The organism is Streptomyces sp. AM8-1-1, from assembly GCF_032229325.1.
GTDB classification, from domain to species: Bacteria; Actinomycetota; Actinomycetes; order Streptomycetales; family Streptomycetaceae; genus Streptomyces; species Streptomyces achmelvichensis.
In genome coordinates, this window is the sequence record NZ_CP135086.1 from 4865900 (window position 1) to 4879414 (window position 13515).

The following is a 13515-nucleotide window of genomic DNA, read 5'->3' on the forward strand; positions in this document are numbered from 1 at the left end:
CGGTGTACCGGAAGCTTGCGCGCAACTTCCTTCTGCAAAGACTGCGTAGCAGTAGCTGGTTCAAGGTCATCGGCGTCTCGGTGGCGATGGTGCTCGCCGTGGGATCGCTTGCAGTGGCAGGGGTCGGCTTTCCGCTCTTCCCGGAAGCGCCCGCAGCCGCGAAGGGTCCGCAACAGCGCTGGGGCAGCGCCGAGGGGCGTACCCACTTGGCCGGCGGTCCGGGGAACACCCAGGCCCCCGAGTCACTGCGCTCCAAGTACCCCTTGAAACAACCGCCTTCGGCGAGGCCGTCGACTCGGCGCAACACCGTCGAGGTCGTCGCGCCGCCCGCGCCGAAGGTCAAGGGCTTCGACCGGCGGACCAGCGAGGAGATTGTCGCCGAGCGCGACGCCCGCAGCCGCACGTACGCGAACCAGGACGGCACGCAGACCAGCGAGCTCTCCACCACCCCCATCAACTACCAGGACACCAAGGGAGACTGGCGGCCCATCAATGCACGTCTCGCGAACGTGGACGGCGGTTGGGCCAACACTGCCGACTCCGTACGTCTGCGGATCGCCGACCGGGCCGACGCGCCGGAACTGGCAGCGATCGAGTTTCCCTCCGGTGAATCCTTCGCATACGGGTTGAGCGGAGCGGCTGAGGCACGGGGCAGCCTTGCCGGGAACCGGGTCACGTACGACAGCGTCCTGCCCGGCGTCGATCTGTGGCTGGACTCGCAGGCGGGCGGGGTCAAGGAGACCCTCGTTCTCCGCGGGGCCGACGCTCCCAGGACCTTCGACTTCCCGCTGAGCCTCGCCGGTCTCACCGCCCGCGCCGTCGGCGGATCGGTCGTCCTCGCCGACTCCGAGGGACGCACGAAGGCCGTCGTGCCGGCGGGCTTCATGGAGGACGCCAAGGGCGCGGTCTCCCACGGCGTGCGCTACGGCATCGTCAAGGCGGGCTCGAGTCAGGTGCTGAGAGTCAGCGTCGACGACGCCTGGCTCACGGATCCGGCCAGAGCTTTCCCGGTCAGCGTGGATCCGTCCGTCGACACGACCGCTGCGTCGACGTCCATGTACGTCCGGAACGGCGGCGCCTCGGTCGTCGGTTCCAGCGAACTCCAGGTCGGCAAGGGCCCGAACGGCGCCACGTACTCGTTCCTCGGCTTCCCGGGTCTGGACGAGGAGCTGCGGCGCCACCGCATCTTCGGCACTCAGCTCCAGGTCGTGAACTTCGACTCGGCCTCCTGCAAGCCGCGGGCCGTCTCCGTTCATCCGGTGACCGAGTCCTGGACGGCCGGTACCGGAACCTCCTACCCCGGTCCGGCGGTCGGCGGCTCGCTCGCCTCGAAGTCATACGCGTACGGCCACATCGGCTTCGGTCAGTCCCAGTCCGCGTGCCCGGCTGCCGGTGAGCTGTACGACCTGGGCAAGGGCGGCCGTGACCTGGTGCAGCGCTGGGTCGACGGCACGCAGCCCAACTACGGTCTCTCCCTGCGTGCTTCGGCCTCCGACTCGCTCGCGTTCAAGAAGTTCACCGGTCACTCCACGGCCAACCCGCCGAAGCTGTTCGTCACGCACTCGCCCTACAGCGCCACCTACGCCTTCCCCAAGCCCGTCCCCGACCCTCCCGTGCTGCAGAACCAGGCCGGCAAGGTCAAGGTCACGGTCACCAACAAGGGCGCGGAGACCTGGACGCCGAGCACCTACTACCTCGCGTACCGGGCCTACAACTCCAAGGGCAAGCTGGTCACCCAGCAGCGCGCAGCCAACCTCGCCGGCAATGTTGCCTACGGCGCGAAGGCCACGGTCGACGCGACGATCAAGGCGCTGCCGCCGGGCGCGTACATGCTCGACTTCACGATGGTGCGCCAGGGCGGCAAGGTCTTCACGGACGAGCAGGTGCCACCGGGCCGCCTCACGCTCCAGGTCTTCGACATCGCTCCGGTGGTCAAGGAGCAGTTCCCGCCCAACGGCTATCAGGCGCAGACGCTCACCCCGCAGCTCTGGGCCAGCGGCATCGACATCGACGCACCGGCCGGCTCGGCCCTCCAGTACAAGTACGAGATCTGCGAGGCCGACAAGGACGGCAAGCCCACCGGCTGCACCACCTCCGCCTATCAGACGGCTTCTGCCTATCCGGTCCCGGCCGGGCGGCTGAAGTGGGGCAAGACCTATCTGTGGCGCGGCTTCGTGAAGGACGCCTCCAACGAGGTGCCGACCGCGCAGATCGCCATGGTGGCGGCGGTCCCGCAGCCGGAGATCACCTCCCGCCTCTCGGAGGCGCAGGGCAAGGAGTTCGACCCCAACGTCGGCAACTTCACCAGCGCTGCCGTCGACGCTTCCATCACCGGAGTCGGCCCCGAGCTGACGCTGGTGCGGACGTACAACAGCCTCGACCCGCGCCGTGACCTTGCCTTCGGTGCCGGCTGGTCGACCCGCTACGACATGCGGCTCACCCCGGACGACGACGGGACCGGCAATGTCGTCATCCGCTACCCCGACGGCCAGGACGTGCGCTTCGGCAAGAACACCGACGGGACGTTCGCTCCGCCGCCGGGCCGCTTCGCCAAACTGACACTCGACCCCACAGCTCTCACCTACAAGCTGCAGGACAAGTCGGGTACCACCTACGACTTCAGCACCGGCGGTCTGCTGACGAAGGTCACTGACAAATACTCGAACTCGATCGCCTACACCTACAGTGCGGGCAAGCTCATCACGGCCTCGAGTGCCCGCAGCGGCCGCTCGCTGACCTTCACCTGGACCGGCGCGCACGTCACCAAGGTGTCCACCAACGCCGTCGACGGAGCCCCGCTGAGCTGGACGTACACCTACACCGGCGATCTGCTGGACAAGGTGTGCGACCCGACGGGCGGCTGCACCCAGTACACGTACGCCAAGGGCAGCCACTACGGCACCACGGTCCTCGACTCCGGACCCGAGTCGTACTGGAAGCTCGGAGAAGAAGAGGGCGCCGCAGCGAACAGCACGATCGCTGCCAACCTCGGGAAGGACCGCGGAACCTACTCCGGCGTGACGCTCGGCGCCACCGGCGCCATTTCGGGTGATCCCGACACAGCAGCCGTTTTCAGCGGATCAGGCTCTCGGGTGGACCTGCCTGCCGGCACGCTGAAGAAGAGCCGTGACGCGGCGGTCGAGGTGTGGTTCAAGACCGGCACGCTCGGAGTCGGTGGACCGCTCGTCGGCTACCAGAACAAGGCATGGGGCACGACGCCGACCACCGGCGTCCCCATGCTGTACGTCGGCACGGACGGCAAGCTGCGCGGCCAGTTCTCGACCGGCACCGTCGCCCCGATCACCGACATCACCAAGAACGTCAACGACGGCAAGTGGCACCATGCCGTGCTGTCGGCGTCCGGCTCCACGCAGACCCTGTACCTCGACGGCAAGCTGTCCGGCACCATCACCGGAAAGCAGCTGGTCCAAGGCGATCTGACGTACAACCAGATCGGTGCGGCCAACGCGACGACACCAGCCTCATGGCCGGGCTGGGGCACCACGGGCGCCAAGTCCTTCGCAGGCACCATCGATGACGTCGCCGTCTACCACCACCCGCTCGGGTCTGCCGCCGTGGCCGGTCACTACCGCGAGGGCAATCGCACCGCCGATCTGCTGGCAAAGACGACGCTGCCTTCCGGCCGCATCGCATCCGAGGTCTCCTACGACCTCTCCCGCGATCGTGTTCACGAGTACACCGACCGCAACGGTGGCACCTGGAAGATCGGCGCTCCGGCCGTATTCGGCAACGACAAGGATCTGCGGCGCACCGTCGAGGTCCACGACCCGCTGGATTCGCCGTACTTCTACGAGTACGACGGCATGACGGCGCGGATGCTGCGCTACGGCGAGCCGATGGCCATCAGTGCGCGTGAGGAAGCCTCGCCGTCGCCCTCCCCGTCCGGCAGCAATCCGCCTGGCGAGGTCTGCACCGTCCCGGATCCGGGCGACCCGTCGTTCTGTACGACCCCACCCGCCAACCCCGGGGCCGAACCGGACTTTGTCCGCCATCCCGTGGGCGGTGTGGCGATCCGGTTGTTCGAGTACGACGACAACGGCTTCCAGACCGGGATCACCAGCGAGAACGGTGACAAGGTCACCCTGGGCTACGACGCTCGTGGCAATGTCACCAGCCGGAAGACGTGCCGCGGCAAGGACGACTGCCAGACGGCGTACACCACGTATCCGGCGGCGGCCGGCGACTTCGACCTGAGGGGCGACCAGCCGACCGAGACGCGCGACGGACGCTCGTCAGGGCCGACGGACAACCGCTTCCGCACGCAATACCAGTACAACGCGAGCGGCGCACTGACGCAGCAGACGATGCCCGACGCCGGCACCGTCAAGAACACGTACACGAATGGCGGCGAACCGGCTGTCGGCGGAGGCAACACGCCCACCGGTCTGCCGTTGACGACGACCGACCCGCGCGGCAAGGTCACTCGCTACCAGTACTTCAAGTCCGGTGACATGGCCACGGTCACCGAACCGTCCGGTCTGGTCACGAAGTTCACCTACGACACGCTGGGCCGGAAGCTCACCGAGACGGTGATCTCGGACGCGCAGCCGGCGGGCGTGACCACGACGATCGCCTACGACAAGCTCTCCCGAGTCGTCTCGACAACGGACCCCGCGTCCACCAACGTCGTCACCCTGGGCAAGCATCAGCAGAAGACCGTCAGCACGTACGACGCCGACGGAAATGTGGTGCGCACGGAGGTCAGTGACCTCACGGGCGGCGATGCCTCGCGTGTGATGACGTTCGAGCTGGACGAGCACGGCCGTCCCGAGAAGGCGATCGACGCGGAAGGCAGCGAGACCACCTACACCTACGACGCGGTCGGCAACAAGACGTCGATGGTGGACGCCAACGGCAACAAGTTCTCCTACCTGTACACCGCCCGGAACATGATGGCCGAGACCCGGCTGCACGACTGGGAGGACGACGGCGGCAACGACGACTACACGGTCCTCCAGTCGTACGCCTACGACATGGGCGGCCGCGTCGCACGACACACGGACTCCATGGGCCGAACGCTGGTCTATCAGTACTTCGCGGACGATCTGATCAAGTCCATCACGCTGAAGGGCTTCCGCAACCCGGACGGCACCAAGCGGGACATCCTCGTCGAGTCCAACACCTATGACGGCGCGGGCAATGTACTGACCGAGACGTCCAACAACGGAAAGCTCGTCACGCAGTACACCTACGACGCGGTCGGCCGCCAGAAGTCCGAGGTCACCGACCCCGGGAACCTGGTACGGCGCACCGAATTCACCTACGACCTGGCCGGCAACGTTCTCACCACCGCGACCAACGGCTCGGCATCGAATGTTCCCTGGCCCATGAGTGTCAGCGCCGAGACCGTCAGCTACCAGTACGACGACGGTGGGAACGCCGTCCAGGAAACGACCCTGGGCAACAGCGGTTCCAGAACCACGCGGTACGAGTACGACCAACGCGGTCTCGCCAAGTCGAAGACGGACCCCGCGGGCAACAAGACGGAGTACGCCTACGACGAGGTGGGCCGCCCCCTCTCGGTCACCGCACCCTCGGTGCAGACCGAGTCGAACGGGTCCGCGCCGATCTCCTCACGCCCCACCACCTACACCGGGTACGACTCCTTCGGCGCCGTGACCGAGTCGGTCGACGCGGTGGGGAACATCAACCGCACGACCTATGACCGGCTCGGCCGTGCGATCACCAGCACCGCACCGTCGTACACGCCTCCCGGCTCGGCCGAGCCCGTCACCCCGACCACCAGCAACACGTACGACGCGCTGGGCAACGTGGTGGAGGCGACCGACCCGCTGGGCCGCGTCACCAAGTTCACCTATGACCGTCAGAACCGCATGACGGTCAAGGACGTCCCGGTCGGCACCGGTGACGATCGCGCCCAGTGGAAGTACACCTACACCCGAACCGGTGAGGTGCTCACGGTCACCGATCCGAACGGAAGCCGGGCCGAGACGACATACGACGACCTGGACCGCCCGGTCACCACCACGCAGCTCGAGCGCAAACCACTGCCTGGCGCCTTCACCACCCGCAACGAGTACGACGACGCGGGCAACGTGGTCAAGCAGACCGCTCCCGGCGGCGGTGTCAGTCAGTTCACCTATGACGCGCTCGGTCAGATGACCCAGCTCACCGATCCCAGCGGTGCGAAGACGATCCTCGGCTATGACATGAGTGGCCGGGAGGTGCGTCGCAGTGATGCGCTCGGCCGAACCTCGGCGAAGTCTTACGACCGCCTCGGTCAGCTCCTGCAGGACTCGGACCTCGATGCCACGGACGGCCAACTGCGGAAGGTGTCCTACGGATACGACGATGCGGGCAACCTCGTCTCTGCGACCAATGCCCTCAACCACACGACGACATATGCCTATGACGCACTGAACCGGCTGACCAGCCAGACCGAACCGGTCTCGGCGACCAAGTCGATCACCACGTCCTTCGGGTACGACGCGCTGGGCAACCGCACGCGCTACACCGACGGCCGCGGCAACAAGACGATCTACACGGTCAACAGCCTGGGTCTCCCGGAATCGGTGATCGAGCCTTCCACTGCCCGCGACCCTTCGCCGGAGGCCCGTACCTGGACGACGGCGTACGACCGGCTCGGCCAGGTGGTGAAGCTGACGGCTCCGGGCGGGGTGGTCCGCGAGCGTGAGTACGACAAGGGCGGACAGCTGATCCGCGAGACCGGCTCGGGTGCCGAGGTCGCGACCCCGGAGAAGACATTCCGGTACGACCCCGCGGGGCGGCTCACCAAGGCGTCGTCCCCCAAGGGCGACAACACCTACGAGTACAACGACCGCGGTGCGCTGCTGAAGGCGGACGGTCCGTCCGGCAAGGCCGAGTACGAGTACAACAACGACGGCCAATTGGTGTCCCGTACCGACGCGTCGGGCACGGCGAGCTTCAGCTACGTCAAGCAGCAGCTGAACTCGGCGACCGACCCGCTCACGGGCGTGGCGCAGAACTACGCGTACGACAGTGCCGGTGCGATCAAGCAGATCAACTATGGCGCAGGTCAGTCCCGTTCGTTCACCTACGACAATCTGGGCCGGCTCGACACCGACACGGTGAAAAACAGTGGCGGCGGCACGGTCGCCTCGACCGACTACGGCTACAACACCGATGACCATCTGACCTCGAAGACGACGGTCGGGACGGCCAAGGCCGGCGAGAACGCTTACGGTTACGACGACGCCGGCCGCCTCACGTCCTGGCAGGGGGACGGTCAGACCACGCAGTACGAGTGGGACGACAGCGGTAACCGGGTCAAGAACGGCGCCAAGACCTCGACGTTCGACGAGCGCAACCGGCTGCTGTCCGACGGGGACTACACCTACGACCACACCCCCCGGGGCACCCTCGCGACGCGCACAAGTTCGGGTCTGACGGAGGACTTCACCTTCGACGCATTCGACCGCATGACCAAGGCGGGCGAGTCGCAGACGCAGTACACCTACGACTCGCTGGACCGGGTGGCGTCCCGCAACGGCACGGACTTCAGCTACGCGGGCCTTTCTCCGGACCCGGTGAAGGACAACTCCTCCACCTACGGCCGCGGCGCGGCGGACGAGCTCTTGTCTGTGGCGGAGGGCACCGGCCCGGCGCAGCTGTCGGTCACCGACAAGCACGGTGACGTCGTCGGCGACATGTCCCCGACGAACGGCGCGGCGGCCTCGCTCACCCGGTCGACGGCGTACGACCCCTTCGGCCAGACGCTGGGCACCGGCGACGTCACCGGCAACGCGGGCTACCAGGGCGACTACACCGACCCGGACACCGACCAGGTGAACATGGGGGCGCGCTGGTACGACCCGGGCACGGGCGCGTTCGACTCACGTGACTCGTTCCAGTCCACGTCCGGTGCCTCGATCCTGTCCAATCGGTACACCTACGGCGCGGGCGCGCCGATGGACTACACCGACCCCGACGGACACTTCCCGTGCTTCGGATGGGGCAAGTGTGAGAAGGCCAAGAAGTGGGTGAGCAAGAAGGCCTCGCAGGGAACCAGCGCTCTCTACAAGGGTGCCCGCGCGGTCAAGAACGCTGTCACGTACGCCGTCCGTCATCCGGGCGCGGCCCTGCGGAGCGCTGTCAGCTTCTTGGGCAAGGCCGCGAGCTGGGCCTACCGGAAGTCCGGTCTGAAGACGATCGTCAACGGGCTTGTGACCGCAGCGAAGTGGGTGGGTCAGAAGACGGGCTTCACCCAATGGGCCAGAGAGAAGGCCGCGCAGGCTCGACAAGCTGCGTACCAGGCCAAGGTCTACGTCACCCAGAAGGCCAAGGCGGCGGCGTCGTTCGCGGCGAAGCACAATCCGATTCCCGCCATCGTGGCCGCGACGAGGCCGCTGCTCGCGGTCGCCAAGGCGATCGTCACCGCTGACCCGAACCTCCCGGCGATCCTGGTCGGCGCGACCCGGGACGTGATCGCAGACGTTGCCAAGGCGACCGACGCCATCCGGGACGCGGTCGTCGAGCAGGTCGGCAACGTGGTCGAAGACGTCAAGGACGCGGTCGACTGGGGCGCGGTCTGGGACGGAGTGAAGACCGTCGGCAACTTCGTCGGCGAGGTCACGGGCTTCAACGACATCAAGAACTGCGTGACCAAGGGCGACATGGAAGCCTGCGCCTGGGCGGTCGCGACGGTGGCGGGCCTGGCACTGGGCGGTGCGGGCGCGGGCCTGGTCCGGGCGGCGAAGGCCGGCCGGATGGCGATGAAGGCGGCGAAGTACACCGAAGACGTAGTGGCGGGGTCGAACAAGCTCAAGAAGGCCGAGGAGGTCGCCGAGAAGGTCGAATCGGCAGTCGAATGCGCGACCACGGCCGCAGATGTGGCAACCATGGCCACAGGCCAGAGCTTCGCACCGGGCACTGAAGTCCTTATGGCAGACGGCACCCGAAAGCCGATCGAGGACGTCAAGCCTGGCGACCACGTCACCGCGACCGACCCGACGACCGGGAAGACTTCGAAACAGGAAGTCACCGAAACGATCAAGGGCAAGGGCCTCAAGAAGCTCATCAAGGTCACCGTCGACACAGACGGCGACCAGGGCGAAGCGACGGACACGATTACCGCCACGGCGGGCCACCCGTTCTGGGTCCCGTCCCTGAAGAAGTGGCTCAAGGCCGGCGAACTCAAGCCGGGCCAGTGGCTCCAGACTGGCGCGGGCTCTCGGGTCCAGGTGGACGCGGTCCAGGCGTGGACGCAGCAGGCGGCGGTTTACAACCTGACGGTTGATACGGCGCACACGTACTATGTGCTGGCGGGGGCCACACCAGTCCTAGTTCATAACTGTGGTGGTGGCGCAGAGCCGGCACTCCAGAACAGGAATGCGGCAGGCTCTGGCCCAAAGCTGCCAATGACGATGGACTGCGTTTGCCAGATCGCAAATAAATACGGGATTGACATTTCGAACGTCACAGTGAAGATCGACAAAAGTCGCATGGGGTACTACGGATCAACTTCCCCCGACGGTGTCATCACTCTGACGCGAAGTGCCTTCCGCAACGAGGAGCAACTGGCGCGAACACTCGCGCATGAGCGCTTTCATGTTGATCAAATCAGGTCTGGAATGGGCTACCCGACCGACTATGATTCTGGAAATGCATGGGAGACGGCCGCCCAGGGCTTCGAAGACCATTGGTGGGAAACGATCGGGAGTGTGTTGCGGTGAGCATGAGGTCGGAGCTGTCGAGCTGGGTTCACGAGTACGAGCAGGCATACGTGCATCCTGATGTCGTGCCGTCTCGTAGCTGCCCGAGTTGCGGGATGAAAGAGCTCCGACTGATCTTCGTCGTCGATAGCATGGGAGCCGAGTCGGGGGTGGCAGTGTTCTGGTGTAATTCCTGTCTCAGCGGCTTGGTGCCAAATCGTGCAGCGCTGCCCCCTTTGGGGAGCAAGGTCCTGAAAGGGGTCGAGGAAATTCCCAATTTTCGACTGGTAGGCGACTCTGCTGCCGACTAGCCCTTCCGGCTACATGTTGAAGTGAATTGAACTGGGCTATTTCCTCTCGGGAGTGCACATGCCCTGTGCTTCTCGTAGCTCAGTTCTCTACATGGCTAGTTCCTTGCGGTTCGTTGATTCGGGTCGGCGTGATCTAGCCGCAAGGAACTGGTGGTCGATTTCACTCGGCTGTGCAATTAAATGCCCCCTCCGCAACTCTGTTGCGGAGGGGGCATTTAATGTTTGACGGCAACGCTGACGGCAACGTCAGCGGACGGCTGCCGTGGCGGGTGGGTCGGCGGGGTCGTCGTTGCCCGTGCTGAGGGCGTCGTTGAGGGTGTCGATGGCTTGGCGTTGGAGGCGGAGTCGGACATGAGCGTAGACGCCGGCGGTGACGCCGATGTGCGCGTGGCCGAGGAGTTCCTTGATGACGACGAGGTCGATGCCGTGTTCCAGCAACAGGGTGGCGGTCGAGTGCCGTAGGTCGTGGAAGCGGATGCGGCGCAGCGCTGCGCGTCTGAGGAATGCCGCGAAGTGGCGGGTCATGTTGGCCGGGTCCAAAGGGCCATCCTCTGGGGTAGCGAAGACGAGGCCGCTGTCCTTCCAGCGTGTCCCGGCCGTTTTGCGCTCCTCCTCTTGACGTTCCTGGTGGTGGGGTTCCATAAATTGGCACTCTGGAGGCCAGCGAATCGAAGGCGTAGCAAACCCATTCGGATGAAATGTGGTAGGAGAGATGGGATTTAATCACCCGGATCGACTTTTAAGGTGTGGAGTTATTCGGTCACACATCGAACTCTGCTCCTGCGTAGCGATGTCGGCATCAATCTTGCGTCTTTGCCGCGCATCGAAGTTTCCGCAGTGAACGTCCAGGTCGTTTTTCTGCGGTCGGTCATGCGAGGGCTCGAAATTCGCAAGGTTTCGGATTCAGGCGAAGTTGCCTTCCTGGCCGAGAAGTTCGGAATCAAGAAGCATTTGGATCATATGTTCGCATTGAATTCCGAAAGCGGAGATGGGCTTATCGTCGCAGGTGAGCCCTCATGGGCCGTAGCTGACTGCGCCGTCGATGCGCCATCTCTATTTTCTAGGGTAGGCGAAGTCGATCGCTATCCGGATGGGGTAATGGGTCGGGTTGCGTCCGAGGTCTAACCGCTCACCCCATTGGTCGGAGTGTCCCTATTCGCTGCCGTCTACTTCTGGGTCCACAACGGCAGGCGAGTCGAAGTAGCGGCTGCGGATTTCCTGGATTTCCTGACGCTTGAGGGTATCCGTGTGGGTTGGTGGCGGAAGTGGCTGCTGGTGGGTTCTCAGTTCGACGGCAATCAGATTCGCAATGGCGAATCTGACCCCGCAGATCCGTAGTCGACGGGGCCGATTCGAGGTCTGACGGCAGTAGTTGACGGCAACGGCGGCGAACATTCGGGGGTGTTCGCCGCCGTTGCCGGGCGTGTGTCAGGGTGGCTGAGGGCGTTCCCGAGTGCGGTCGTGGCGGTGACTGCGATGTGCGCGGCGGGTCGATCCGGTGCCTCTTGGGGTCTTCGTCCACCGCTCCCGCAATCACCGTCAGCCCGATCCGCATACTGCCTCTGGCCGGGTCTTTTGTTGTGTCTTTTGTTGATCGTGCTCAGAGTTTGTTTACTGGGTATCAAGGGCCCGGCCCTTGGGGGCCGGGCGGCGGGTGCGGGCTGATCCGTCGGAACCGGCGACCCTCCCACCTTCGGACCACCCACACCGCACCCGCCCACCACAAGGAGTCGGGGGCATGAACCCGGTACAGAACCCCGAGCAGCGCGCCGGGACCAGACCCCGAGGGCGTACTCGGTCGGGGGTGTCGGTGGCCGGGGCGGGGGCCGAGGGCACCTTGAGCCACCCGTCAGATGCGGGTCCCGCGCCGGCCGCATTCCGGGGCCACGGGGCCAGCACAAGGCCAGGGGAACCCTGCCCCGTTCGCCGGGCGAGCGTATGGCCCCCGGAACACGACCGGCCCCACACCAGCCAGGACCCCGACCCAAGGTCCCCCCAACCCCCGCGTGGGCATCCCCAGGACTCCTACGGGAACTGGTGGCATATAACACCTGAGCCATATAGCATCGAAGGCATGACCGGTGAGCGGTACACCATCGAGATCGAGCCCGAGGTCCGCCTCTGGCTGGAGAACCTACCCGCCCACCACTACGTGATAGCCGAGCAGAAGGTCGACCGCCTCGCCGAGAACGCGACCACGCTAGGCGAGCCCTACAGTCGCCATCTCGGCGGCAAGGTCCGCGAGTTACGTTTCGACCTCGGGGACAATGCGCAGCGCATCACCTACTGGCTCGCCAGGTCGCCGTGTCGTCCTGCTGACCGTCTTCCGTAAGACGAAGATGCGTGAGAAGGCCGAGGTCGACCGCGCCCGTGCGGTTCAGGCAGCATGCGAGGCCAGCCATCCGCCGGCCGCTGAGCACGACATCTACAGCCGCCCGATCAAGGAGGAACTGCCGTGAACCACGCCGAGTGGAAGACCCGCCGTCACCGCAAGCTCCTCGGTGAGACGGTCGAGGAGAACACCGAGTACGACCGCCTGTACGAGGAGGCGGAACTCGCCCATGACCTCGGCCAGTTGGTCTACGACCGGCGCACCGCCCTGGGTCTGTCCCAGACCGAACTCGCCGAACGCTGCGGGATGAAGCAGCCTCAGATCTCCCGCATCGAAGGCGGCGGCACCGTCCCCACCATCCCCCTCCTGCGACGCCTGGCGCGCGCCCTGGACGCCGACCTGACCATCGAGCTCACCCCACACCACCAAGCAGCCTGAGCAACCGCCCGACGCCTGACGACCCGAGGAATCTCCCCAACCCGGAATTCACCGGAGGCCGTCACTTCTGACGGCAGTAAATGACGGCAACAACCACGGATTCCAGCGCACAAGCACGAGCACCGATTTGCTGTCAACTCCCGCACTGACCAGCGAAGTCGCAGGTAACGGACCCTTTCCCTCCACACGTACTATGTGCAAGCGGGCAAAACTCCGGTGCTTGTGCACAATTGCGCTACGTCGTGATGCCGGGTGGTTCAGTGAGAACGTTTCACGAGAGCGTCTACGAGGGCGAGGTATGGGCAGGGCATACTAGCCTCTCTGGAGGTCGACCCGTGGCCATGGCCGGCACATTTGCCGTATCGAACGGATCCGTTACAGAATTCGGCAACTTCTCTGGTCACTATAGGCCGGATGGATCCGGGATGGAGTCGGTGGCGCGAGACGCTCTGAATAGAAATGGCTTTAACGTGGATGGAGCAAGGTGGGATCCATTCCACTTTGATTGAGTTCTCACACGGGAATCCCCTACTCGTCCAAGTGGGCGATTAGGGGATTCCCGTGTGGATTAGTTGTGATCTTCCGACTTTAGGTTGCGGGCAACGTCAATCAATCGCCGAAATTATCCATCCGATAGCGAGCTCGCGATTGAAACTAGCTCGCCGATCTCCGTTGAATTACGGTAGGGTTTGGGGGAGGCGGAGGCTGGCGTTGTTGCGAGCTCGGCAATTACGAGCAAATCGGCTTCGGGGATCTGCAA

At 65.1% G+C, this 13515-nt stretch carries 3 protein-coding genes and 2 pseudogenes; 4 read left to right on the forward strand and 1 reads right to left on the reverse strand.

Annotated features, from left to right (window positions below; genetic code table 11):
- Positions 1-2: 2 nt before the first annotated feature.
- Positions 3-9695: a polymorphic toxin-type HINT domain-containing protein gene (locus RPQ07_RS21970; RefSeq protein WP_313945887.1), complete on the forward strand. Its 9693-nt coding sequence runs from the start codon at positions 3-5 to the stop codon at positions 9693-9695.
- 536 nt (positions 9696-10231) lie between these two features.
- Here the strand turns inward: RPQ07_RS21970 and RPQ07_RS21975 are convergent.
- Positions 10232-10654: pseudogene (locus RPQ07_RS21975) on the reverse strand (tyrosine-type recombinase/integrase); the annotation flags it as partial.
- Between the two features lie 75 nt (positions 10655-10729).
- Here RPQ07_RS21975 and RPQ07_RS21980 point away from each other — a divergent pair.
- The 3 genes and pseudogenes from RPQ07_RS21980 to RPQ07_RS21990 all read left to right on the forward strand — a co-directional run bounded on the left by RPQ07_RS21980 (position 10730) and on the right by RPQ07_RS21990 (position 12755).
- A complete protein-coding gene (locus RPQ07_RS21980) occupies positions 10730-11110 on the forward strand; it encodes a hypothetical protein (protein ID WP_313945888.1) in 381 nt (126 codons plus the stop codon).
- Between the two features lie 949 nt (positions 11111-12059).
- Positions 12060-12444: pseudogene (locus tag RPQ07_RS21985) on the forward strand (type II toxin-antitoxin system RelE/ParE family toxin).
- Positions 12441-12755 carry a helix-turn-helix domain-containing protein gene (locus tag RPQ07_RS21990; RefSeq protein ID WP_313945889.1) on the forward strand — a complete coding sequence of 105 codons (315 nt, stop codon included), beginning with the start codon at positions 12441-12443 and terminating at the stop codon, positions 12753-12755. The pseudogene RPQ07_RS21985 and the gene RPQ07_RS21990 overlap by 4 nt, the downstream one beginning before the upstream one ends.
- Positions 12756-13515 lie beyond the last annotated feature (760 nt).